This window comes from Nakamurella sp. UYEF19 (assembly GCF_040546275.1).
In the GTDB taxonomy this organism is placed as follows: Bacteria; Actinomycetota; Actinomycetes; order Mycobacteriales; family Nakamurellaceae; genus Nakamurella.
The window spans coordinates 150,914-173,188 of sequence record NZ_JBEPNO010000006.1 but is presented as its reverse complement, the minus strand read 5'-3'; the positions used below and the strand labels follow the sequence as shown (position 1 = coordinate 173,188).

The 22,275-nt window shown below is 68.7% G+C and carries 25 protein-coding genes and 1 tRNA gene; 12 read left to right on the top strand and 14 right to left on the bottom strand.

The features are described 5' to 3' along the window. Positions 1-43 precede the first annotated feature (43 nt). Positions 44-286 (top strand): transposase, encoded by a 243-nt coding sequence (locus tag ABIB25_RS11660; protein WP_354528613.1) that lies wholly within the window; start codon positions 44-46, stop codon positions 284-286. Between the two features lie 169 nt (positions 287-455). Here ABIB25_RS11660 and ABIB25_RS11655 read toward each other — a convergent pair whose 3' ends face one another. Continuing rightward, positions 456-1,103 carry a TetR/AcrR family transcriptional regulator gene (locus ABIB25_RS11655; RefSeq protein ID WP_354528612.1) on the bottom strand — a complete coding sequence of 216 codons (648 nt, stop codon included), beginning with the start codon at positions 1,101-1,103 and terminating at the stop codon, positions 456-458. 82 nt (positions 1,104-1,185) lie between these two features. On the opposite strand from ABIB25_RS11655, the gene ABIB25_RS11650 reads away from it, so the two are divergent. Next, positions 1,186-1,632, top strand: a complete 447-nt coding sequence (locus ABIB25_RS11650; protein ID WP_354528611.1) for an SRPBCC family protein — start codon at positions 1,186-1,188, stop codon at positions 1,630-1,632. A 372-nt stretch (positions 1,633-2,004) separates the two neighbouring features. Here the strand turns inward: ABIB25_RS11650 and ABIB25_RS11645 are convergent. Further along, positions 2,005-2,077: transfer RNA gene (locus tag ABIB25_RS11645), tRNA-Arg, on the bottom strand. Between the two features lie 359 nt (positions 2,078-2,436). Continuing rightward, the gene (locus ABIB25_RS11640) at positions 2,437-2,631 is read right to left on the bottom strand and encodes a hypothetical protein (RefSeq protein WP_354528610.1); all 195 of its coding nucleotides are present in this window, start codon (positions 2,629-2,631) and stop codon (positions 2,437-2,439) included. Positions 2,632-2,855: 224 nt separating this feature from the next. Here ABIB25_RS11640 and ABIB25_RS11635 point away from each other — a divergent pair, with 224 nt between their 5' ends. From ABIB25_RS11635 to ABIB25_RS11620, 4 genes are all read left to right on the top strand, one after another. Continuing rightward, positions 2,856-3,821, top strand: coding sequence for a hypothetical protein (locus ABIB25_RS11635; RefSeq protein WP_354528609.1), 966 nt, complete (start codon positions 2,856-2,858; stop codon positions 3,819-3,821). Between the two features lie 273 nt (positions 3,822-4,094). After that, a complete protein-coding gene (locus ABIB25_RS11630; protein WP_354528608.1) occupies positions 4,095-5,162 on the top strand; it encodes a DMT family transporter in 1,068 nt (355 codons plus the stop codon). 1,774 nt (positions 5,163-6,936) lie between these two features. Continuing rightward, positions 6,937-7,578, top strand: a complete 642-nt coding sequence (locus ABIB25_RS11625) for an HAD-IA family hydrolase (RefSeq protein WP_354528607.1) — start codon at positions 6,937-6,939, stop codon at positions 7,576-7,578. 65 nt (positions 7,579-7,643) lie between these two features. Further along, a complete protein-coding gene (locus ABIB25_RS11620; protein ID WP_354528606.1) occupies positions 7,644-8,171 on the top strand; it encodes an O-acetyl-ADP-ribose deacetylase in 528 nt (175 codons plus the stop codon). Between the two features lie 28 nt (positions 8,172-8,199). Here the strand turns inward: ABIB25_RS11620 and ABIB25_RS11615 are convergent, their stop codons facing one another. From ABIB25_RS11615 to ABIB25_RS11595, 5 genes are read right to left on the bottom strand one after another with little or no spacing between them, the layout of a single operon-like run. After that, positions 8,200-8,802: an energy-coupling factor transporter transmembrane component T family protein gene (locus ABIB25_RS11615; RefSeq protein ID WP_354528605.1), complete on the bottom strand. Its 603-nt coding sequence runs from the start codon at positions 8,800-8,802 to the stop codon at positions 8,200-8,202. Then, the gene (locus ABIB25_RS11610; protein WP_354528604.1) at positions 8,799-9,479 is read right to left on the bottom strand and encodes an energy-coupling factor ABC transporter ATP-binding protein; all 681 of its coding nucleotides are present in this window, start codon (positions 9,477-9,479) and stop codon (positions 8,799-8,801) included. Before ABIB25_RS11610 ends, ABIB25_RS11615 begins: the two co-directional genes overlap by 4 nt. Beyond that, positions 9,476-10,672, bottom strand: coding sequence for a thiolase family protein (locus ABIB25_RS11605; RefSeq protein WP_354528603.1), 1,197 nt, complete (start codon positions 10,670-10,672; stop codon positions 9,476-9,478). Before ABIB25_RS11605 ends, ABIB25_RS11610 begins: the two co-directional genes overlap by 4 nt. A 6-nt stretch (positions 10,673-10,678) precedes the next feature. After that, a complete protein-coding gene (locus tag ABIB25_RS11600) occupies positions 10,679-11,878 on the bottom strand; it encodes an AMP-binding enzyme (RefSeq protein WP_354528680.1) in 1,200 nt (399 codons plus the stop codon). Between the two features lies 1 nt (position 11,879). Next, positions 11,880-12,557: a biotin transporter BioY gene (locus ABIB25_RS11595; RefSeq protein ID WP_354528602.1), complete on the bottom strand. Its 678-nt coding sequence runs from the start codon at positions 12,555-12,557 to the stop codon at positions 11,880-11,882. 171 nt (positions 12,558-12,728) lie between these two features. Between ABIB25_RS11595 and ABIB25_RS11590 the strand changes: the two genes are divergently transcribed. After that, complete coding sequence (locus tag ABIB25_RS11590; RefSeq protein WP_354528601.1) at positions 12,729-13,580, top strand: alpha/beta fold hydrolase; 852 nt, start codon at positions 12,729-12,731, stop codon at positions 13,578-13,580. 12 nt (positions 13,581-13,592) lie between these two features. Here the strand turns inward: ABIB25_RS11590 and ABIB25_RS11585 are convergent, their stop codons facing one another. Next, the gene (locus tag ABIB25_RS11585; RefSeq protein WP_354528600.1) at positions 13,593-14,255 is read right to left on the bottom strand and encodes a histidine phosphatase family protein; all 663 of its coding nucleotides are present in this window, start codon (positions 14,253-14,255) and stop codon (positions 13,593-13,595) included. A 196-nt stretch (positions 14,256-14,451) separates the two neighbouring features. On the opposite strand from ABIB25_RS11585, the gene ABIB25_RS11580 reads away from it, so the two are divergent. Continuing rightward, positions 14,452-14,946, top strand: a complete 495-nt coding sequence (locus tag ABIB25_RS11580; RefSeq protein WP_354528599.1) for a MogA/MoaB family molybdenum cofactor biosynthesis protein — start codon at positions 14,452-14,454, stop codon at positions 14,944-14,946. A 100-nt stretch (positions 14,947-15,046) separates the two neighbouring features. On the opposite strand, the gene ABIB25_RS11575 is transcribed toward ABIB25_RS11580, so the two are convergent. Next, a complete protein-coding gene (locus ABIB25_RS11575; protein WP_354528598.1) occupies positions 15,047-15,385 on the bottom strand; it encodes a hypothetical protein in 339 nt (112 codons plus the stop codon). A gap of 133 nt (positions 15,386-15,518) precedes the next feature. Here ABIB25_RS11575 and ABIB25_RS11570 point away from each other — a divergent pair, with 133 nt between their 5' ends. Continuing rightward, positions 15,519-15,755, top strand: coding sequence for a hypothetical protein (locus ABIB25_RS11570; RefSeq protein ID WP_354528597.1), 237 nt, complete (start codon positions 15,519-15,521; stop codon positions 15,753-15,755). A gap of 168 nt (positions 15,756-15,923) precedes the next feature. Here ABIB25_RS11570 and mscL read toward each other — a convergent pair whose 3' ends face one another. From mscL to ABIB25_RS11550, 4 genes are all read right to left on the bottom strand, one after another. Next, entirely contained in the window at positions 15,924-16,319 is a 396-nt protein-coding gene (gene mscL, locus ABIB25_RS11565; protein ID WP_354528596.1) for a large conductance mechanosensitive channel protein MscL, read from the bottom strand. 116 nt (positions 16,320-16,435) lie between these two features. After that, the gene (locus ABIB25_RS11560) at positions 16,436-17,086 is read right to left on the bottom strand and encodes an SAF domain-containing protein (protein WP_354528595.1); all 651 of its coding nucleotides are present in this window, start codon (positions 17,084-17,086) and stop codon (positions 16,436-16,438) included. Positions 17,087-17,267: 181 nt separating this feature from the next. Next, positions 17,268-17,720, bottom strand: coding sequence for an FmdB family zinc ribbon protein (locus ABIB25_RS11555; RefSeq protein WP_354528594.1), 453 nt, complete (start codon positions 17,718-17,720; stop codon positions 17,268-17,270). Between the two features lie 159 nt (positions 17,721-17,879). After that, positions 17,880-18,488 (bottom strand): 5-formyltetrahydrofolate cyclo-ligase, encoded by a 609-nt coding sequence (locus ABIB25_RS11550; RefSeq protein WP_354528593.1) that lies wholly within the window; start codon positions 18,486-18,488, stop codon positions 17,880-17,882. A gap of 288 nt (positions 18,489-18,776) precedes the next feature. On the opposite strand from ABIB25_RS11550, the gene glp reads away from it, so the two are divergent. The 3 genes from glp (at position 18,777) to sepX (ending at position 22,232) form a co-directional block, all read left to right on the top strand. Beyond that, complete coding sequence (gene glp, locus ABIB25_RS11545) at positions 18,777-20,000, top strand: molybdotransferase-like divisome protein Glp (protein ID WP_354528592.1); 1,224 nt, start codon at positions 18,777-18,779, stop codon at positions 19,998-20,000. 6 nt (positions 20,001-20,006) lie between these two features. After that, the gene (locus ABIB25_RS11540) at positions 20,007-20,684 is read left to right on the top strand and encodes a GNAT family N-acetyltransferase (RefSeq protein ID WP_354528591.1); all 678 of its coding nucleotides are present in this window, start codon (positions 20,007-20,009) and stop codon (positions 20,682-20,684) included. A 297-nt stretch (positions 20,685-20,981) separates the two neighbouring features. Next, entirely contained in the window at positions 20,982-22,232 is a 1,251-nt protein-coding gene (gene sepX / locus ABIB25_RS11535; RefSeq protein ID WP_354528590.1) for a divisome protein SepX/GlpR, read from the top strand. Positions 22,233-22,275: the final 43 nt, after the last annotated feature.

Genomic DNA, 22,275 nt, shown 5'->3' with positions numbered 1-22,275 from the left:
CGTCGACGTCCGGCTGGAGCAGGAGAAGCTGTGCCTGCTGGTGATGATCGGTGTCCGCACCGACGGGGAGAAGGGGCTGATTGCGTTGACCGACGGCTACCGGGAGTCCACGCCAGTCATGGGGCGGGTTGCTGCGGGATGCGAAACGCCGTGGGATGCGGGCGCCGGTGGGCTGGCCATGGGCGACGGTGCATTGGGGTTCTGGGCGGCGGTGAAGGACGTGTTCCCGCAGACGAAGGCGCAGCGGTGTTGTTTCCACAAGTTGGCGAATGTGCTTGCTGCGTGAACGCATCCCACCTCGTCGCCCTGGTCCGCGCTGGCGCCACGTTCCACCGCGGGAAACTGATCGAGCGACCAGTCGAAACAACGACCGCGACCGATGAAGTCATGATCGCGTAAAGATCTTGATCCATGGGTCTTGACTATTTCCCAGTCCAAGGTCTGAACTACTTCGTTCAGCACCGATTCGGGGCGAGGAGCAGTTCGGGCAGCACTGACGAGAGGTACTCGATGCACTGCTCGTGCGGCCAGCCGCGGTCGCGGAAGGCCTGGTAGCCATCGTCCCCCCCGAGGACCAGGAGAATGTCGGTCCCGCTGTCGAGGCTGACATCCTTTCGCAGTCCGCCCTTGGTGGCAAGGTTCTCGATGACGTGGCGGTAGGCGTTGTGCCGCATCTGCTCGTGCTTCGCCTGCACCCGCTGTGCTTCGGGATCGACGTTCGCCGCGGCACGCACGATCGCCTTGAGCGGCGCAGCCCTGGCGAGCGTGTCCGCGACCCCGAACATGAAGATGCGCAGTGAGGCGACCGGATCGGGCTCCGCCTCCATGGCTTGGTACCACTGCGCTTCGTCGGGCGAAACGGGGTCATCGGGCCCCAGCACCGCAGCGTCGATGACATTGCTGAGCAGCTCGGCCTTGGTGTGGAAGACGAAGTACACGGTCTGCACGGCGACACCAGCTCGCTTCGCTATTGCGGCCATGGTGGCGCCCTGGTAACCCGCGGCGCGGAACTCCTCGTCGGCGGCTCGCACGATCTTCTCACGGGTCCGCCGCGCTCGTTCGCGCCGAGATGCCGTCAATCTGCCCTTGACCTCGTCCGTCACCAGGCATATCTTACTAGTTGCCCACTAGTGGAGAACACTAGTGGGCTACTTTAGCGGGTAGTTCCATCATGGACGGTAGACGATGATCAACGTTAAACAGAGTATCAGCATCAACAGACCCCCATCGGCGGTCTTCGCGTTCGTAGGCGACCAGACCAACGCCCCGCGCTGGCAGCGTGGGCTCGCGACGGTTCGGAAAATCGGGGACGGCCCCCTCGCAGTAGGGACACGGTACGAATTCGTGCGCATGTTGATGGGACGCCGAATGTCGGGGGAGAACGAGTACACGCAGTTCGATCCAGACCGGTGCGTGGCCTTCAATGCAACATCGGGAGGATGGCCGCTCGAGGCCTCCTACGAAGTTGCGCCGGCCGGCGAGGATGCCACGCGACTCATCTCGCGCATCGCATTGCAACCATCTGGGCCGTTCCGCGTCCTCCAGCCCTTGTTCGCCACCGCCCTGAGACGGGATGTGCGGACCAACCTCGGCTCGCTCAAGGCCATCCTCGAGGCCAGAGACGGGCGCTAGTCCTCGCCCGAGTCGCCGGAACCAGGCGACGACCGCGACCTGGGCTCAGGGACCTCGGCGAACTCGTCGACCATCCGATGATTCTGGAAGCAATCAGCAAGTCGCATGAAACGCCCCTCCCCAGGTCTTGACTATTCCTCGACGACCGTACGAGTGAACCCGCGACAGTCGAAGTCGGTTCAGCGGCGTTGTGGTGGTTGACCATGATCTGCAGCGGATGTCTGCTGGGCACATATCAGCGTCTGGCCGGCGAGGAAGCAGGAGCGGAGATGGTCGTATTCCGGACGGAGTCCGGCAGTGTGGCTGTCGCCAACCTGGAACGCTTTCAAAACCGGATTGGCGCACTCCGGACGGAGTCCGGGAGTGTGGCTGTGCCCCTAGCAGGATTCGAACCTGCGACACACGGTTTAGGAAACCGATGCTCTATCCCCTGAGCTATAGAGGCGGGGGACCGGGCGGCGGTGCGGGTGCGCCTACGTCCGGCCAGCGCTTCCGGATGATGTCGGTCGGCGAGCCGACCGCTGCCACCTGGAAGCCCACCGAGGATAGCCGCCCGAGGGCAACCGAGGAAAATTGCTGCCAGGTCGTGGTGTCGGGTTTGGCTCCACCCGAGCGTGGGCAGGGCATGTCCCGTGGCCACCGACCGCGTTCGTCCGAGCAAGCGTGCAGACCATCTCCAGCTCGGACGACGGTCCGCCGCCCACCCGGTTCGGACAGCGCGTCGAGCCGGACTGACCGCCCGGGGCCGAACAGAGCGGGAAGTTGCCCGGCTGAACGGGCTGGTGTACCCGTGACGCGGCAGCTCTACCAGCCGGCCGCGATATCGATGGCGGCCTGCTCTCGAGCGCTCCTCAGGTAGGCCTCTTCGCTCTCGGTGCTGCGTGGGCGACCATGGATGATCTCCCGGTGCTCCCGGCTCGCCGGTATGCGAACTGCGGCTTCCTGGGTGGAACCCGATGCGTTCCGCAAGCGGGTGTCGTCCTGCTGGGTGGGCGTCATCGTCGACCTTCTCTTCCGCAGAAACCGTGGTGTCTCCTGGTTCACCGGGACAGCCCTCGAACCTCGGTGGACCCATGCCATTCCTACGCCTGCCCGACCCGGAAGTAAACGGTGGAACCACCATCCGTAGCTAACTCATTCCTGATTGTCACCATCTGGGCGTACGTCGTACGGCCGACAGGGTGGTGGCCGAAGCGGTGATCATCGAGAGGGACAATTGGTCCATGACTTGCGGACCCGGCCGGGTGCTGGCACTCACGGCCGTCTGTGCCGTGCTCGGCGTCGTCGGCCTCACCCCGGTGTCCGCCGCCCCGGTGCCGGCCGCGGCGGTGCCGGCCGCCCCTGTCTCAGCCGCGGCGGACTCGGTGGCGCCCAACATCCTGACTCCGCAGCAGGCGGTCGATGAGGGAGCCGCGACCGCAGCCTCCGACGGGATCGACCAGTACGTCGCGTTGGTCGACAGGTCCACCGGCAAGCTGATGGCCTCGACCGGAGGCGACACCCAGGTCGTCTCCGAATCGATCGTCAAGCTCTTCACCGTCGCCTACTACCTGGTCAGGTACCACGGCGATCTGCCGTCGCAGATGGCCACGGACCTGCACGAGATGATCGTGCACTCCGACGACCGGATCGAGTCCCAGTACTGGACCACCGCAGCCGTCCCGAGGGTGGCGCAGCGGTACAGCCTTGCGCACACGGCGAACGGTGCGAAGACCGGCCCGCACGACTGGGGTTGGGAATACATCACCGCGGCCGACGAGGCCATGTTCCTGTACCGAGCCTCGCAGGATCCGATGGTGGGACCGTTCCTGATGGCCGCGATGTCCGACGTCGCACCCGCCGGTGCCGACGGGTTCGACCAGGACTTCGGCTTCAATTCCCTCGACGGCGATCACGGCTCCAAGCAGGGCTGGACCGACCTCGACACCTCCCAGGCGATCAACATCCATTCGGTGGGCTGGACCGACCGCTATTTCGGCGCAATTCTGGAAACGTCGCCCACGCCGCAGTACTCGCAGATGCGCCACGATTCCACCATCACCGTGGATCTGATCGCGGGTCTGCAGTCGAACGCGGAGATCCAGGCGGCCGAGGGCACGGCCCTGAGTTCCGCCGCCGCCGATCTGGCCATGCGGGTCGGCGCGGTGATCCGTCATGTGCTGGGTGTGATCGTCCCCCCCGCAGGCTGATCCGGCCCACCGGGGCTGATCGAGCCCCGATCGGGGGTTGGTCCATCCTTCTACCGCCGGTACCCGGCATCGTTCCGGCGGGCGTCGTACAACCGTGCAAATTTTCCGACCCCTTATAGCAAATTTTCCGAACCGTTGTATCTGAGCCCCCGGCAACCGCTCTTGACCCTGCAGGAGCCGGGCGTCGAGCAGCGTCCGCCCCCCCATTCTCCTGACGGATCTCGATGACCTGTCGGGTCTCGGTGGTCTGGACTTCTGCAGAAACGGCGCGCGATGATCAACCGCATACCGAGGGCGTCGCTGGTGGCTGCCGCCCTGCTGTTCGGCATCGCGCCGACCGGCACGAAGTTCGGCCTGGACGGATTCGGTCCGGTCACCGTGCTGGTGATCGAACTGCTGGCTGCGACGCTCGTCCTGTGGGTGGCATTGCTGCGCAGCGGATATCGTCGACCGCGGTCGTGGCGACGGGTGCTGGTCCTCGGCCTGCTGGAACCCGGCCTCGCCTACCTGCTGTTCAGTTTCGGACTCGATCTGACCACCGCGTCCAACGCCGCCCTGATGACGGGCCTGGAGTGCGGTTTCGTCGTCGTCCTGGCCGCGCTGTTCCTGCGTGAGCGAGCCGGCCGGACGGTGATCGTGGCCGCCTGCGTCGCCGTCGTCGGACTTGTCGTCCTGGAGGGGGCGAGTTCCTTCGGAGCGCCGGGGTTCGGTGATGTGCTGGTGATCGCAGGGGTCCTGTCGGCGGCCGCCTACACGATCGTCGCTCGCGGTCTGGCTCCCGAGGACGGCTCGCTGGCGATCACCGCCCACCAGTTCGCTGCCGCGACAGTGGTCATGCTGCCGCTGGCAATCGTCCGATGGACGGGTGGCGCCGAACCTTTCCCATTGGAGGTGGCGCCGCGATTCTGGATCGCCGCCGTGCTGGTCGGCATCCTGGGTGGTGCGGTCGCGTTTCTGCTCTACAACTCTGCGATCGTGCACGTACCGGCCGGTCCGGCCGGCGTCATCATCAACCTCGCACCGGCGTTCGGACTGGTCAGCGCAGTCATCTGGCTCGACGAAACCCTCACCACGGAAAAGGTTCTCGGTGCCCTGCTGATCGGGCTATCGGTGGGCCTGTTCCTCTGGATCGACAGGGTTCCTGACCGCAGTGAGACGCCGACGCCGTCCTCGACGCCCGTCGACCTCGGCCTCCGGCACCCCGGCCTCACCGGCGGTCACGTCGGCCACCAACCCGAGCAGCGCTGCCCGGTCGACCTCGTGGTCGTCCGGACCGGCGAGAAGTGCGCTGAGCACCACGATCTGGTCCGGGAGGGCGCTGTCGCCGACGACGCCCGCTAGGCCGGCGGCAACGCTGGCCGCCAAGGGATGGCCGAGCAGCACCGAGATCTGCTGGGCATCGGGTCGGTCGTCATCGCGACTGTTCGACTGCTTGGGCTCGCCGGCCAGGGGATGGTCGTTGACGGGCTGTCCGGCCGGCTGCACGGCGAGAATCATCCTGGTGATGCCGTTGTCGTCCGTCGTCGCCAGCAGGGCGGCGTGACCGACACCCGGGAGGGACTCCACCCCGGCCTGGTAGGACTCCGGGTGGATGATCGTCCGCCCACGGCGGATCAGGTGGTGTCGTCGTCCGAGCAGTACGAGACGACGACCGTCCAGGTGCGCGAGATCGCCGGTGCTGTACTCGGCCATCGACGATTCGTCGAGGTAGCCGACGGCCAGGGGCGGCCCGCCGACGGTCAGCTCGCCATCAGGGGTTCGGGCTGACACGCCGGCAAGGAGTTCGCTCGACGGAGAGGACCCGCCGCCCGCCTTCGGCCCCGCCTCCGGCAGCGCCTCGCCGACTGCGATCGGATAGATCTCGGGGACCCCGTAGACCGTCAGCAACCGGACGTGCGGGAGCGACGAGGAGGTTCGCGTCACCAGCTCGGGGGAAACCGACGTGCCATCCACCAGCACCTGTCGCAGCGCAGTCGGTGCTGGGGTCAGTCTCTCGCCGATCGCCCCCAGCACGGCGGTCACCTCGTGCGTCGCGAGATGGATGTGTGTTGCGCGCCCGATGCCCTTGGTGAAACGGGCCGGGTCGGTTCGGGGACTGGCGGTCGGCGAAGGCAGGCGCCAGTGCGCCCCGACGGCCAGGGCGGACAGGCCGATGGAGAGGTCGTCCAGGTAGACCCTGGACCGTCGGTCCATCTCGTAGCGGTACGCGGCCTCGATCAGGTTGACCCCGAACGATCCGCGGGTGTGCAGGATGCCCCGGGGCCGATCGGGAACCGGAGACGTCGACGACAGGGGCTCGGGAACGAGCAGGGACGAGGCGAAGAGGATCAGCGCCGTCGTGTCGGCGGCCGCCCGCAGGTCGGGGAGTGGTTCATCGGACGGGCCCCGTCCCTGGGTCAGCGAACGGGTCGAGATGCTCCCGGACGGCACACCGGGCAGCCAGCGACCGTGTCGGATGGTCCGTACCCGCTCACCCTGCACCGCCGGTAGGCCCCACCCGCTGGATCCGCTACCGGGACGGAACGGGCGGAAGGCCCCCGAGGCCCAGCTCGCAGCATCGGCGGCCGCCCACCGCGGGGCGGACAACTCGGCGGCCGCTGCGAAGCCTGCACCGCCCGTACCCGGTTCGGGGAGGACCACGATGCCGCCGGCCGCGATCGTGCCCAGGGTCAGCACCACGCCCGTCGGGCTCGGCCGTAGCCCGTTCAGCAGCCGGTCGCCGGTCAGAAAGCCGTTGCGGCGCAGACGTTTTGCGGTCGAAAGGATGACGATGGCCAGATCGCGGTAACGCAGCGTCCGACCGTGCGCGCCGGAGAGCGCGGGTCTGGTCGGGTAGGTCGCCGCCGCCAGCAGGATCCTGGCCAGCACGTCCGTCGACTGCTCCATCGAGAGTTCCTCTGTCGTGACCTGCCCGGCCGGCGCGTCCGGCGAAGTCTGAGTGCTGCGCACGCCCATCCGCCCCCTGCTGAGGTGATCACCGCCAGTTCGGTGTGGTTCACGGTACGGGTCCGCTGACGGCCACAGGAGTAGTTTGCCCGGATCCCAGTGCGTGAAACGACGCCCAGCGGTGTCGGCACTGCAGAGGTGGCGGGACCGCCGTGATAGGCAGAGTGGCATGACACAACTCGTCGCCGACGCGATCCTCTTCGATCTGGACGGCACGCTGGTTGATTCCGCTGCGAGCGTGGAACGGAACTGGCGCCGTCTGGCCGCCGAGATCGGCCGCCCGTACAGCGAAGTCGAACCGTTCATCCACGGCATCCCCGGTCGGCAGGCGCTCCGCATGATCGACCCCGACCTGCCGGCCGAGCGTGTCGACGAACTCGAGGAGATGATGGTCGTCGGGGAATCGACGGACACCGGCGACGTCATGCCAATGCCGGGCGCGCTGACCGCCCTGGACGTGCTGCCGACCACCCGGTGGGCCATCGTGACCAGTGGCAGTCGCCGGCTCGCGACGGCCCGGATTGCGGCCGCCGGCCTGCCGACGCCGCGGTTCCTGATCACCGCCGACGACGTCGCGCTGGGCAAGCCGGACCCGGCTCCCTACCTGCTCGGCGCCGCCAGGGTCAGGCGTGCGCCCCGGCGCTGTCTGGTCTTCGAGGATGCGCCGGCCGGGGTGACCTCGGCCCGGGCGGCCGGCATCCCCGTCGTCGGGCTGCTCACCACCCACTCGTCCCTGAACGCCCCGACGGTGGAAAGCCTTGCTGAGGTCGAGTTCTCGGCGGATCGAACCGGTATCATCGTCAGCTATTGATCGGTACACCGGCTGCCTTCCTCGGTTGCCGGGCGGAGGTCGGGGAGCAGGACCACAATGAGCGGATGGATCTGGATGTGGTCCGCGGCGACATCACCGCCGCGCAGGTGGATGCCGTGGTCAACGCTGCGAACTCGGCGCTGACCGGCGGCGGTGGGGTGGACGCCGCGATCCACCGGGCGGCCGGGCCGATCATGGACACCGAATGCCGGGCCCTGCGCCAGACCGAGCAGTACCGAGGAGGTCTGCCCACCGGCCAGGCCGTGGCGACCTCGGGTGGACAGATGGCCGCCCGCTGGGTGATCCACACCGTCGGGCCCATCTACGGCGGTCCCGAACCGAGGAGGGTCGCCGTCCAGCAGGAGCAATTGCGCGCCTGCTACGTCAGCTGCCTGGCGGTGGCGGACCAGTTGGGCGCCAGCAGCATTGCGTTCCCACTGATCTCGGCGGGGGCCTACGGCTGGCCGCGCCGCGATGCGATCGAGCAGGCGCTCGGCGCCCTCTGCGGCGCGGACTCGCAGGTGGAGAAGGCCACCCTGGTGCTCTTCGACGACAAGAGCTACCAGTTGGCGCGGCATCTGTTGCGGGACTGACCGATCGGCGTCGCAGGCCGGTAGGCGCTCAGTCGTCGACGCCCCGGGCGATCAGCGCCTCACCCATGGCGTCGGCACTGCGCAGTGCCCTGACCACCACCGGAACGACGAGGGCGACGATCGAGAAGCCGAGTCCGCGGGCCTTGCGGGCCTGCGACACCTCGTCGACGATGCCCGTCAGGAGCGGGATGCAGCGGATCGTCATCGCCAGGACCAACCCGACGCGGTCGGCGTCCAGCCCGAACCGGGTGAACGGACGCAACAGCCGCTGGCAGACGTCGAGGATCTCGGACACCCTGGTGGTCAGGGTGACCAGGGTGGCGACGGCGAGCGAGACGAGCAACCCGCCGCAGACCATGGCTGCGGAGTACCAGCCGGACAGCACGACCTGCGCCACGGCGATCAGGAGCAACAACCAGCGGAGCGGTCTGAGCTGACGCCAGATCGCCGGCCAGGGGATCCGGGCAGTCGCGAACCCGACCCCGATGATCACAGCCGCCACCCCGAGTTGCCAGAGGTGTTGCAGGGCAATGAGTCCGGCCAGCGCAATCAACATGCCGGCCAGTTTCCACCCGGCCCGGAGTCGGTGCAGCCAGGAGCGTCCGGGGGTGTAGAGACCGATGACGCTCACGTGCTCGACGCCTCGTAGTGCGCGGTCGTCGACGCCGGTGGACCATCGGCGGCGACCCGGCCCCCGTCGATCAGCAGCACCCGGTCGAAGTCGGTCAGCAGCTGCAGATGATGGGTGACCAGCACCACCTGCTCGTCCAGCGATCCGAGCAGTTCGGACACCATGCGGGCGTTGCGGAGATCGAGCAGGGTCGTCGGTTCGTCGGCGACGACGACGGCCGGTCGACGGATGAGCACCGCAGCGAGGGCGAGCAGCTGCTTCTGTCCGCCCGACAGCAGGTGAGTCGGGTGGTCGGCGTGGCCGGACAGTCCGAACCTCCTCAGCGAATCGCTGACCCGGTCGGCGATCTCGGCTTTGGACAGACCCGATCGGCGCAGCGAGAATCCGATGTCCTCGGCGACCGTCGGCATGACGATCTGGTTGTCCGGATCGGTGAAGACGAAGCCCACCTGCTGACGGACCTTCCTGCCCTCGCGCACGGTGTCCAGACCATCGACGCTCACCACGCCCGACGTCGGCTCGACCAGCCCGTTGATCATCCGGGCCAGCGTCGACTTGCCCGAGCCGTTCCCGCCGACGATGCCGATCCGCTGCTCGGTGAGGGTGAGGTCGATTCCGTCCAGCACCACCCGCTCGCCGAAGCGGTGATGCACGCCCTGGAAACGGATTTCGGTCACGTCGACGCCTTCTCGAGCAGGACAGCGATGCCCTGTCCACCGCCGATGGCGCAGGCCGCCAGGCCGACCGGAGGTCCGTCGGGTCGGCTCATCCGCGTCATCAGGCGCACCACCAGAATTGCTCCTGACGCCCCCCAAGGATGTCCAAGACCGATGGCACCGCCGTCGCTGCAGACCAGATCGCCATCGAGGCCGAGGCCATCGATCGCGGCCAGAGCGACCGAGGCGAAGGCCTCGGTGATCTCGATCGCCCCGATGTCAGCCAAGGTGATGCCGTTGTCGGCAATCGCGCTCTGCTGCAACAGCTTTCGGGTAGCTGCCTCGATGGCCAACCCCGGGACGGCCGGATCGCAACCGGCCACCGCGGCGCCCAGGATGCGGAAGAACGGCAGTCCGGCGACGCGTGCATGTTCCGCGGTGGTCACCGAGACGACCGCGGCGCCATCGGAGATTCCGCAGGAGTTTCCGGCGGTGGCAGAACCAGCAGCGGTGAAGGTGGGACGCAGTCTGCCCAGCCGCTCGACGGTCATCTTGCTACGGGGACGCTCGTCCCGGAGAAGTCCTGCCACGCCGAGGATCTCGACCTCGAAGGTACCGGCGGCAGTCGAGTGCGCGGCCAGAACGTGGGAGCGACTGGCATATTCGTCCTGACGGACCCGGCTGATGCCCCGGCGGCGGGCGAGTTCGTCGGCGGCCTGGCCCATGTCCGGATCGGGAAATCCGGGCGGGGCGAACGGCGCCCTGGTGTACCGGATCGGCGCCGCGTCGCCGACGGGTGGCCAACTGCGCCACGGCGCGGTCGAGGCCGATTCCACCCCACCGGCCAGCACGAGCCGGGCGTCGCCGGAGCGCACCCGGGCGGCGGCCTGCAGCACCGCGTCCAGTCCGGACCCGCACTGACGATCCACCGTGACCGCCGGCACCGCGACGCCGAGCCCGGCCGCCAGGGTGGCGACCCTGGCGACATCACCGCCGGCGCCCAGGCAGTTGCCCAGGATGACGTCGTCCACCGGTAGATCGAGCGAGGCGGTGAAGGCGACGGCGTCGGCCAGCAGCGGAGCGGCCAACTCGGTGGTGCCCAGTCCGGCGAACCCGTGGCCCGCGGTGGCGATGGCCGTCCGGCGCCCCGAGACGATCACCGGATCGGACGGTCGGCCGCCCCCGGACGATCGGCGGGAGGAGTGGGAGGGCACGGGGTCCTACCGTACCGACCGGCTCGGGACGGCAAGGTCGGCGGCGAGCCGACCACGCGCGATCTTGCCGTTGCCGGTGCGGGGCAACGCAGTGACCACCCGCCACACACGCGGGAGGCCGGGACCGTTCAGCGCCGTCCGCGCCGCCCGGCGGACCGCAGCGAGATCGGTTCCGGCGTCGAGAATCACAGCCGCTGCGACCACCTGGCCCAGCCGGTCATGCGGAATCCCGACCACCGCGGCCTCGTGCACCCCCGGAAGTGCGGCCAGCGCCGCTTCGACGTCCTCGACCACGACGGTGTGGCCGCCGGTGGTGACAGCGGCATCGCCCCGCCCGTGCACCTCGATCCGGCCGTCGTCGGCGATCGACGCCAGATCGCCGACCGTCCGGAACCCGTCGGCGGATCCGCGCAGCGGCGGGCCGCCGATCCGGTCCAGGCACAGGTACGGCGAGGCCGCCCACAGTTCGTGGCGGCGGATCTCGACCCGGACGCCGGGGAACGCGGTCAACGGTGCCGGGCTGATCCGAGCCGCGACGAACGAGAGCTCCGCCGCCCCGTAGTACTCCACCAGGCGAAGGCCAGCCGCCGCGGCACGGGACTCCAGCGACGGCGGCAGGGCTGCTCCGGCCACCACGACCATCCGCAGCATCGGAGACCGTTCGTCCAGCAGGCGGTCCAGCGCAGCCGGAACCACGTGCGCCGCAGTCGCTTCGGTCGATTCGTCGGTCAGGTGCGCACCGAGCCACAGGGCATGGACCGCACCGAACAGGTGCAGCGTCGAGTGCAGTGGACCGGTCAGCAGCAGGGTGTCGGCGTCGGTCAGGCCCGTCAGCCGGGACAGCGGTTCGAACGAGGACGACCAGGAAGCCGCAGTGCGCAGGATCGCCCGCGGCGCCGCAGCGGAACCGGACGTCATCGCCACCAGGAACGTGCCGGCGGGCAGCCCTCGGTCGAGCCCGTCGATCAGGGGTGAGGGGGCTTCGGAATCCCGCACCAGGACGGCGAAGCCGTGTTGCGCCGCCGAGAAGACCGCGACGAGGGTGTCGACGACGTCGAAACCGGCGGTATCGAGTAGACCCGAGCCAGGGATGTGCTGCTGGTCGATCAGGCTTTCGAGTTCGGCGTAGGTGACACGTCGACCCGCGACGGAGATCGCCACCCGGCCACCCCGCCCGCCGAGCCGGACCGCCTGATCGTGGACCACGTCATCCAAGTGGGGTGGTCCCCTGGCTCTCGCCGGATCGCTCGGGCAGCTTGTCGGACAGGTCGGCCGGGCCGACCGAGGTGGACGGTGCGGCCACGACGGCACGCTTCGACGCCCTCGGTCTGATCAGGCCGGGATACGCCCGATGGACCTGCTTGGCGACCAGCGCGGTGATCACCACCTTGACGGAGTCGCCGGGCAGGAAGATGAGGTTCAGGCTGGTCACGTAGCTGAGGGAAAAATGACCGCGCATCGCCCACCATGGGATCCCCACCGCATAGATCAGCACCATGCCACCCGCGGCGGTGGCCAGGATTCCGGCCCACAACGGGTATTTCGGCATGATCGCGCTCGTCAGGAACCCGATGACCACCACCCCGAGCAGCCAGCCGTAGAGAAACCCGGCCGAAACCGAGGAGGTGAACGGAGCCGGCCCGCCCCGCGGACCGGCGAGCAGCGGGAGCCCCGCGAAGGTGAGCACGTCGAAGGTGAGCACGGCCAGGAATCCCTTGCGGGCGCCCAGGATCGCTCCAGCCAGCATCACACCGAGCGTCTGGAACGTGATCGGCACGGCGCTCGCACCGACGAGGATCTTTCCCGGCAGGCCGAGGGCGGCGATCAGCGCGGCGAAGACCGCGATCTGGGCGAGGTCACGGGCGGTACTGCGGCGGTTTGCCACGATGAGTGCTCCCTCATTCTGCCGACGGTGGGTTCTGTCCACCGGAAAGTCAGTCTCGACGCGCCCGCTCGGCGACCGGCCTGCGTGCCGGACCGAGCGACGTGAAGACCCTAGCGGTCCCGGCCGGGCCTGCGTGCCTCACCCAGACGTCGGCCGGGCACGATGGACGCCATGACCGCTGCGCCGCCCGACTCGATTGCGCTGGAGGTCACCGGGGCCGACGGCGCCGCGATCTCCGTCCGGATCCGCCCGGCCGGGGGTCCGCCGGTGCTGCTGGTGCACGGGTTCGGCTCCAGCGGCAACGCCAACTGGTCGGCCACCGGTTGGTTGCGCGGCCTGGAGCGCGCCGGCATCACCAGCGTCACCGTGGATCTACGGGGCCATGGTCTTTCGACCAAGCCCCACGACCCGGCCGCCTACAGCCTGCCGATCGTGCTCACCGATCTGCACCTCGTCCTGGCCGCACTGCCGGCCCGGCTCGGACCGACACCGCAGATCGATCTGGTCGGCTACTCGATGGGCAGCCGACTGGTGGGTGAACTGGTGGCGGCGGCGACGGGGTCCGTCACCGGGCTGGAGCGTCCCGCCTGGAGTGCGGGACTCCCGCACATCCGCCGCGTAGTGATCGGGGGCTACGACGGTCGAGCCCCGCTCGGGTCGCTCGACGACGAGCAGTTCGCCGAGTTCACCGCCGCGCTGGCCGGAGCGGACGGGCCGGACAGCCCGGCACGCAGGCTCGCGACGATCGCGAGGTCGGGCCGGAACAACGACCTCGCCGCGCTGGCGGCGATGGTCCGAGGGCTGGGCAGCGATAGGTCCGTACTCGACCCGGGTGTGATGCGGGTGCCGACCCTGGCAGTCGCCGGGGACCAGGACTTCATCACCGACGACACCCTCGGCTGGGCCGACGGGCTGCCCGACGGGCGTCATCTGTGGCTGCCCGGACGGGGCCACATCAATGCGGTCACGTCCTCGGTCTTCCGCGCCGCCGCGATCGCCTTCCTCACCGACGGAACGGATTGATCCGAACTCGCGCTATCTCCAGGTGGCGAACGGCCGGTCGAGTTCCCACCCGGGGCCGAGGCCGAGCAGACCACCGCCGGTCGGCGATCCGTTGCCGAGTCTGGTCAGCACCCGGAAGTCACCGTTCGACGGGTTCGACAGCGCCTCGAACTCCGCCACGGTCCAGCCCATCAGCGCCATGCAGGCCAACCGCATGGCCAGGCCGTGGGTGATCAGCAGCACCGTCCGCCCCGGCTCGTCAGCCCGGTCGGCCCACGGTGATGTCAGTCCGGTCAGAAATCCGGTGAGCCGGTCGTAGACGTCGGCGCCGGACTCTCCCGAGGCCAGGCGATAGAAGAAGTGGCCGAACGCGTCTCGCTCCCGACGTTGGCGGACCTGGTCGGCGAGCGTCTGGAGATTGCCCCAGTCCTGCTCCCGCAGCCGCGGCTCCTCCCGCACCCGTCGCACCCGGTCCTGCAGACCGAGCAGCTCCAGCGTCTGCCAGGTACGGCGGTAGGGGCTGACGAACACGTCGATCGGGGCCGGCCCGATCACCTCGCGCAACCTGAGGCCGGCCTCCCTCGACTGCTCGCGGCCCACGTCGGTGAGTTCCATCGTGTGGTCGGGAACCCGGCAGAAGGCCGACTCGTCGACGTTCCCGATCGATTCGCCATGCCGGAGGAGGATCAGCCGCATGGAGGCGATTTAACCTCAGGCCGGCGCAGGGCCCCGGCGAGGACGTGCCCGGCCGGTGGCTAGTCTCCTATCGACAGGCTTTCGGTTCCGCCAGCGGTGCCGACGTTTCACAGCCGACGTTCCACTGCCGATGTTCCAGGGCAGCCGATTGCCGCCGATCTTTCGGGCGGCCGATTTTCGAGCAGGAAGGGTCAGCATGCCGACCACACCACACGCCGGCCGGGCGCTCATCGTGTCGATCACCGATCAGCTCGTGCACGGGGAGGGCGACGACGGTGCCGGTGCCCTGGTGACCGAACTGCTCACCGAGGCGGGCTTCGTCGTCGACGGGTCGGTGGCGGTCCCGTCCGACGCGGTCGACATCCGCAACGCGCTGAACACCGCCGTCATCGGTGGGGTCGATCTGGTGGTGACCGTTGGTGGGACCGGCATCTCGCCCCGCGACGTGACCCCGGACGTCACCGGTGAGGTCCTGGACCGTGAACTGCCGGGCATCGCCCAGGCCCTCCGGTGGTCCGGCATGGCTGCCGGCGTGGTCGATGCCGTCGTCTCGCGCGGACTGGTCGGCATCTCCGGCTCGACCATGGTCGCCAACGTGGCCGGGTCGCGTCAGGCCATCCGGGACGGACTCGCCACGTTGATCCCGCTCGCCGTGCACGTCATCGGCGAACTCTCCGATCCGGAGATCTGAGCCGACCGCGATCGGATCGCCGGGCGCCGCCGGCATCCGCGCCCTTCGCCCGCCCGCCCCGACGTCGCAGCAGGCCGACGTCAAGCCTTGATGCCGACAGTCAGGCCTTGGTGGTCTTGTCGGCCACGTCAGCGGCCTTGTCGGTCGCCGATTCGAGGGCAGACCTCGCGGAGTCGGCGGTCTTCGATCCGGCGTCCGCGATCGCATCGCCGGCGTCGGCGACCTTGTCGGCCGCATCCGGGTGCGATCCGAAGATCTTGTCCTTGACGTCGCCGGCAACCTCCGACACTTTGTCCCCGACGGTTTCGGCGACATCCTTGACCTTGTCCCAGGCCGGCCCCGCGACATCGGAGACCTTGTCTCCCACCGTCTCCGCCAAATCCTTGGCCTTCTCGCCGACGTCCTCGGCGACGTCCTTGGCCTTCTCGACAAAGCTCATGGCGAATGCTCCTCCGCTTGCTGTGGCTGGTGGGTGCTGATGGTGGCTGGGTGCTGATGGTGGCTGGCTGCTGATGGTGGCTGGGTGCCTCTGGTTGCTGGTTGCTGGGTGCTGTGGTGGCAGGGTGATGGGCATGAAACTACCCCCGGATGGCGGCGCAGACGCCCCGAATGATTCAGGTTCAGCAGCAGCGGATCCCGGGCACCGCCACGAGACCCCGCAGCGGAAGATCGACCGAAAGGCATTGGACGACATCTTCGGCGACGTGCTGCCGGACACCACCCGTGACGAGCGTGGTCAGGATTCCGGGTCTGACGGCTACAGCGAGCAGTGGTACCGGGACAACAGACCGCCGCACCACGGCGGCTGACTGCTGTCCCGGATTCCATCGGCAGTGTTGTTCACGAGTGGGTGGTTGTTGACGATCGGGTGTCGACGAGGTCGTTGACGAGCGGGTGTTGACCAAACCGCGATTCACGGACGCCGACTGACGAACGGAGGATCCCCATCCTCCGGTCGGCGGATCGCGGTGGGTGGATCAGACCGGGCGCTGGGTCTTCAGCAGATCGCGGATCTCGACGAGCAGCTGCAGCTCGGTGGGGTCGGCGGCGACCTGGACCTCGCCCCGCCTGCGACGCTCGGACAGCTTGTTCATCGGCACCACGAAGATGAAGTAGACGACGGCCGCGGTGATGACGAAGGTGATGATCGCAGTGATCAGCGCGCCGAAATCGATGATGCTGGCGGCGTTTCCGTTCACCAGCTGGACGGCCAGGCCGTTGGCGGAGGTGCCGGCGAACGAGGCGATGATCGGGTTGATGATGTATCTCGTGAACGCGGTGACGACGGCGGTGAAAGCAGTGCCGATGACCACTGCGATCGCCAGTTCGACGATGTTTCCTCGCAGGATGAAGTCCTTGAAGCCTTTGAGCACGGGAAGCTCCCCTTGTTCAGGTGGGCACTTGGGTGGCCACGTTCAGCTGATCGCGGCGAACCCTACTCTGCGTCGATGTCGGGAATAGCCCTGACGATTGTCTGGTGGGACCAAGATCATCCGGCCGCGAACCGGAGCGCTATGGTGCCCGTCGAGCCGGCTGCGGTGATCCGGTCGGCCGTCGCTGTCGGGACAGCTAGCACCACCAATCGTTTTGCGTTGTCCGACGGCGAGGGCGGCGGTATCGCGAGCACCACCGCATCGGCCGCCAGCACCGTCCCCTGGCCGTTGTCGGCGATCGACAGGACGGCGACGTGGACACCGGGGCTGAGCAGTCCGACTGTCCCGGCATCGGACGGCCGGACGGGGACGGCAACTCGGCCGGGCCCCGCTTGCGGGCCGTTGTTCGGGACCAGTCGGACGTCGGTCAGCATCTCGCCCCGGCGGACGGGCGAGGCCAGCAGCCGTCCGGTGGCCGCGGACGAGGAGCGCAGCGCCCCGTCGGGCAGGGATGGGACACGAATGATCGTCAGGTCGCTCGCCCGCAGGGCCGCGCCCGCCGGCAGGTCCCTGGCGGCTACAACGACGTCGGTGCCCGGGACGGGGTCCTGTCGGGTCGTAGCGGCAAGAACGCCCGCAGCGATGAACAGCAGTACGGCCACCGCACGCCGCGCAGCCCGCCCACGCGGCCCGCCCCGTCGTCGGCTGGTCAGCCGGGTGGACAGGCGGTCACGCCACTGTGGTTGCAGCCCTTGGCCCCGCCTCATCGCCGTGGTCCCGTTGCAGCAGTCGACATCCTGACGACGCTAGATCGACGGATCCCATCCGGCGACGACCCGTTGGCAAATGTGGATGGTTTCGGGCATGGGGACAACTCGTCGCCGGGAACCTGCCAATTCGCCCAGCCCGATCACTCGAAAGGAGCCCGGCCCGTTCGAACCGAGCCCGCTACTTCGACGCAGTGGTGGTCTTGCCCGCGCTCGAGGAACTGGACCCGTTGGACGACGATCCGCTCGAAGGCGACCCGCTCGAGGACGATCCGCCATTGGAGGAGCCGCCGTTGGAGGAGCTCGACGAGCTGCTGGAGGAGGAACCGGCATCGGACTTGGCGCCCGAGCCGCTCGACTCCTTGGCGGCCGTCTTGCCGGCGTCCGAGGAAGACGAGGAGTCCGACTTCTCGGACTTCTCCGACTTGCCATCGCCGGAGACGGCACTGGCTGCGCCCGAGCGGGAGTCCGTGCGGTAGAAGCCGCTGCCCTTGAACACGACGCCGACGGATCCGTAGACCTTGCGGAGCTTTCCTCCGCACACCGGGCAGTCGGTCAAGGACGAATCGGAGAACGCCTGGACCTGCTCGAAGCGGTGCTCGCACTCTGTGCAGGCGTATTGGTACGTGGGCACGCTTTTTCCTCCGACGGTCACCTCGCGCCCGAGGCGCCCAAGGTATCGACTTCTGATGATGGAGCCCATACCGAGTCCCGGTGATGCTGGCACTCGGCATGTCGGACTGCCAGTTCGATGATGCGCTCAGAGGGTGCCGGGGTGCAAACGCGCCGACGTTCACCTGCGGAAATAGCGGAATCCCAGCCTCGGAGTGAGCACCGCGCCGACAGGTCTGTCATGGGCCTCGACGGGTAGGTCGTCAACGATCTCGTCGTCGAAGAGCACTGCCACGAGCAGCAGGCCGGGCGCGCCGGGCTGCTGGCCGGGGTCGTCCAGCAGGGCCAGAGTGCGGTCGTAGTGACCGCCGCCCCGACCGAGACGATGGCCGGCACTATCGACGGCCAGGGCGGGGACCAGGATCGCGTCCACCGAACGGACCGCCTGCTGGCCGAGACGCGGGCCTGACGGTTCGGCGATCCCGAAGGCCCCGGGCTCGGTCGGGGTCGGATAGCGGCACCAGTCCAGGGCAGCGTTCGCCGTGATGACCGGCACCAGCACCGTCGTCCCGACGGCGGTCAGGCCGTCAAATAATTCGGTCGTCAGCGGCTCGCTGTGAAGCGGCAGGTAGCCGCAGACCGTGTGGCGGTCGACGAGCAGATCCAGCAGGTGCGCGGCATTGGCGGCGGCAGCCTCGAGTCGGTCCGCGTGGGAACGGGACCTGCGGACGGCGAGGAGACGCTGCCGGAGGGCGTTCTTCCGATCGCTGTCGTGCTGCTGGTCGGCCACCGATCCACCGTAATCTGATGGCCCGGGACGCGGGCCCGGGACACTGCCCGGAAGACAACCCGGAAGGCGGCCCCGAAGCCAGCCCGGAAGGCGGCCCGCATGGCGGTAGTCCAGGCAGCAAACAGGGTGGCGTCCGTGGTGTCGGCGGCCCCTGCCCGGGGTGGAGACAGTAGCGTTGCCTTTCATGACCGAGGACTCGATGCTGCTCCCGGGCCGGTGGGCTGACCCGCGGCCCCGTTCGGCGCCTGCCCGTCGACCGGCGCCCACCCGAGGGGACCAGGGAATCTGATGCGTTCGGTCACCGACCAACTCGATCTGGTGCTCGCTGCGGCGCTGACGCCTCCGCCGGTCCGGGTGGCCATCTCCGAGGCGCAGGGCCTGCTGTGTGCCGAGGAGGTGGTGGCCTCGGCTGCCCTGCCCGCGTTCGACCAGGCCGCGGTCGACGGTTACGCCGTGCGGTCCGTGGACGTACAGGGCGCGTCCCCGATGAACCCGATCGCTCTGCCGGTGGTCGGCGAGATCGACGCTGGCACCCGCGCAGCCCATCGCCTGCAACCCCACCAGTGCGTTTACGTCGCGACCGGGGCTCCGCTGCCGACCATCGCCGACGCCGTGGTGCCACGATCTGCCGCTGAGCGCGCGAGCGCCCGGGTCAACATCACCCGCGCGGTCGGGTCCGGACAGTACGTCCGGCGGACCGGCGAGGACGTGCAGCCAGGGGACGTCGCCGTGCGCTCCGGGGCGTTCATCGGGTCGGCGCAGGTCGGACTGCTGGCCGCGGTCGGGCGGGACAAGGTTCTCGTGCACCCCAAGCCGCGACTGTCGATCATCTCGGTCGGCGACGAACTGGTGGACGTCTCGCGGTCGCCCGGACCCGGCCAGGTCTACGACGTGAACTCGTTCGCCCTGGCGGCGGCCGCCCGTGACGCCGGCGCCGAGGTCAACCGGGTCGGGATCGCACCCCGCGACCCACGCAAGTTGCGGGAGCTGGTCGAGGCCCGACTGCTGGTGTCGGAGGTGGTGGTGATCTCCGGCGCGGCCGGTGGTCACAGCGCGGAACTGGTGGTGGAGGCGCTCTCCGAACTCGGCGAGCTGGATCTGACCAGGGTCGCGATGCAGCCCGGTTCGGCCCAGGGCTTCGGTCGTCTCGGCCCTGACGCCGTGCCGACCTTTCTCCTTCCGATCAATCCGGTGTCGGCGCTGGTGGTCTTCGAGGTGATGGTGCGGCCGGTCCTGCGCGTCATGCTGGGACGACGAAACCCCTACCGCCGCACCGTGACCGCCCGCACGCTGGAACCCATCGTCTCGCCAGAGGGCCGGCGCCAGTTCCTGCGCGGGCAGCTGATGCGTGACGAGGACGACGAGTACCTCGTGCACGTCCTCGGTGGTGGCGGGACCCATCTGCTCGCCTCGTTGGCCGAGGCCAACTGTCTGGTGCTCGTCGACGAGAGCGCGACCGAGATCCCCGTGGGGACAGAAGTGTCGGTCTCGTTTCTGGCGCAGCGAGCCTGAGTTCCGTTGACTGCTGACGGGTGGCCGTCGGCCGGCCGTCACCCGGGCTGGCCGGCAAAGCTGGGTCCGGTACAGGTCCGGGCCGGTGCAGTCGGACTCCGACCGCTGCGACGGTCCGACGGTGACCGTTGGCAGCTGATCCGGATCCGTGACGAGGCGCTGATCTCGCCCTGGGACGCCACCAGCGCGCTGTCCTGGGCGGATCGACACACCCGGGTGCAGTGGCACTCTCACCGGACGCTGCTGATGTCGGCGTCCCGCCGGGGCGAGGTGCTCCCGTTCGTCATCGAACTGGGCGGCCAGTTCATCGGTCAGATCACCGTCGGCGGGATCCAGCGAGGTGCCCTGCGGTCGGCCTGGGTGGGCTACTGGGTCGATTCGACCGTGCAGGGTGGGGGAGTGGCGACCGCGGCCGTGGCCCTCGCGGTCGGTCATGCCTTCGGACCAGTTGGGCTGCACCGGGTCGAAGCGACGATCGCGCCCGAGAACACCGCGAGCCAGGCGGTTGTCACCCACGTCGGCTTCCGTCAGGAGGGCTACCTGCAGCGGTATCTCGACATCAACGGGTCCTGGCGTGACCACCTGCTGTACGCGATGACCAGGGAGGAGGTGCCCGGCGGGACGGCGGATCTGCTGGCCCGCTGGTCGGTGCTGCGCAGGGGCGCGGGGCCGACGCCGTTCTGAGCCGGGGCGGGTGTGCCCGCTCCAGAGGGGCGGCACCCAGGACGTGGTCGGCACCCAGGACTTGGCCGGCACCCAGGACTTGGCCGGCACCCAGGACTTGGCCGGCACCCAGGACTTGGCCGGCACCCAGGACTTGGTCGGCACCCAGGTCGGTCGGAGATACGCAAGAGGCGCATGGGGTGATTGTTACTGGCGTGTCCTCCAGAGGTTGGGCTCACCCGGTCGCTAGCGTGAGCGCAAGGCCCGTTGCTGCACCGAACGTCCGGCCGACCGCATCCGAATCGAGAGGGGGCCGCGATGTCCATACCCACGTCGGTCGTCATCGTGGGCCTGGTCGCCCTCTGGCTCGCGATCCTCGTACCGATGTTCGCCAAGCGCCGCGAGCCGGTACCCGAAACCGACATGGACACCGGCACTTTCCGGGTGCTGCGTCGGGCCTCGTCCTCGGTCCGTCGTCGACCCCGATTCGGCCGGCGTGACGAGTTCGACGACGACTACACCGGTCAGGAAGACATGCTGCACGAGAATCGCGAGCTGGACGAGAACGCCGTATCGGACGATCATCTCGAGGACGGCGAGTTCGTGGACGGCTACGAGAGTGCCGACGCCGACACGGACTACATCGAGTACGCCGAGACCGAGTACGCCGAGGTCGAGTACGCCGAGGTCGCGGACCGCGAACCGGTGAAGGCATCTCGCCGCGGGTTGCGGGCCTGGGGACGCCGCGAGCCCGCGACGGTCGAGTACGCCGAAACTGCCGAGTACGCCGAAGTTGTCGAGTATGCGGAGGTTGTCGAGTACGCCGATGCTGTCGGATCTTCCGATGCTGTCGGATACGCCGATGCTGTCGAACATTCCGGCACCGCCGAGCAGGAGCGCTATGCCGGCGTCGCGCAGTACAGCGGGGCGCAGGAGTACACCAGCGGATCGGAGTACCAGGAAGCAGCCGAGCCGAGGTACGCGACCGCCTCCTACACCTCGTACGACGAGGACCACCGCCGGGACGCACCACGACGCAGTGGTCGGCGCGACCCGCTGGAAAACTTCGACGAGTCGCAGTTGCGACCGGTCCCGCGCCGTCCCGGTCGTGGTGGCTACGATCCCGACGCCGCCGAAGCCGCTCGGGCGTACCGGTATTCACGTCGTCGCCGGGTCGCGGTGATCCTGCTGCTGGCCGGTCTGGCCTTCTCGGTCGCGGCCTACCTCTTCAGCCCGATGCTGTGGACGGGGACGGTGGTGTCCGGACTCCTGCTGGTCGCGTTCCTGACGTACCTGCGCCGCCAGGTGCGGATCGAGAACGACATCACGGCTCGGCGTCTCGCCCGATTGCGGCGGGCCCGGCAGATCCGGCCCGAGTACCACCTGGACCGCGAGGAGGAGCCGGTGACCGGCAGTTCTTTCGGTCGCGGAGCCGTTGCGGTGTCACAGGTTCCGCCGTCGGGCTACCGTCGTGGCCGGGAGATCGTCGATCTCGAGGACGACGATCCGTCGTTCGACGACCTGGACTACTACCAGCCCGCTCTCTACCGTCGCGCCTCGGGACAGTGATCCCGATGCGCTCCACCGGCTGAGCCGGCTGTGACCATCGGGG

Coding starts and splice junctions, on each gene's coding strand:
- ABIB25_RS11625 (WP_354528607.1), top strand. CDS start 6,937: ATGACACAACTCGTCGCCGACGCGATCCTCTTCGATCTGGACGGCACG.
- ABIB25_RS11580 (WP_354528599.1), top strand. CDS start 14,452: ATGCCGACCACACCACACGCCGGCCGGGCGCTCATCGTGTCGATCACC.
- ABIB25_RS11560 (WP_354528595.1), bottom strand. CDS start 17,086: ATGAGGCGGGGCCAAGGGCTGCAACCACAGTGGCGTGACCGCCTGTCC.
- ABIB25_RS11575 (WP_354528598.1), bottom strand. CDS start 15,385: ATGAGCTTTGTCGAGAAGGCCAAGGACGTCGCCGAGGACGTCGGCGAG.
- sepX (WP_354528590.1), top strand. CDS start 20,982: ATGTCCATACCCACGTCGGTCGTCATCGTGGGCCTGGTCGCCCTCTGG.
- ABIB25_RS11570 (WP_354528597.1), top strand. CDS start 15,519: ATGAAACTACCCCCGGATGGCGGCGCAGACGCCCCGAATGATTCAGGT.
- ABIB25_RS11640 (WP_354528610.1), bottom strand. CDS start 2,631: ATGACGCCCACCCAGCAGGACGACACCCGCTTGCGGAACGCATCGGGT.
- ABIB25_RS11650 (WP_354528611.1), top strand. CDS start 1,186: ATGATCAACGTTAAACAGAGTATCAGCATCAACAGACCCCCATCGGCG.
- ABIB25_RS11630 (WP_354528608.1), top strand. CDS start 4,095: ATGATCAACCGCATACCGAGGGCGTCGCTGGTGGCTGCCGCCCTGCTG.
- glp (WP_354528592.1), top strand. CDS start 18,777: ATGCGTTCGGTCACCGACCAACTCGATCTGGTGCTCGCTGCGGCGCTG.
- ABIB25_RS11590 (WP_354528601.1), top strand. CDS start 12,729: ATGACCGCTGCGCCGCCCGACTCGATTGCGCTGGAGGTCACCGGGGCC.
- ABIB25_RS11660 (WP_354528613.1), top strand. CDS start 44: ATGATCGGTGTCCGCACCGACGGGGAGAAGGGGCTGATTGCGTTGACC.
- ABIB25_RS11635 (WP_354528609.1), top strand. CDS start 2,856: ATGACTTGCGGACCCGGCCGGGTGCTGGCACTCACGGCCGTCTGTGCC.
- ABIB25_RS11620 (WP_354528606.1), top strand. CDS start 7,644: ATGGATCTGGATGTGGTCCGCGGCGACATCACCGCCGCGCAGGTGGAT.
- ABIB25_RS11585 (WP_354528600.1), bottom strand. CDS start 14,255: ATGCGGCTGATCCTCCTCCGGCATGGCGAATCGATCGGGAACGTCGAC.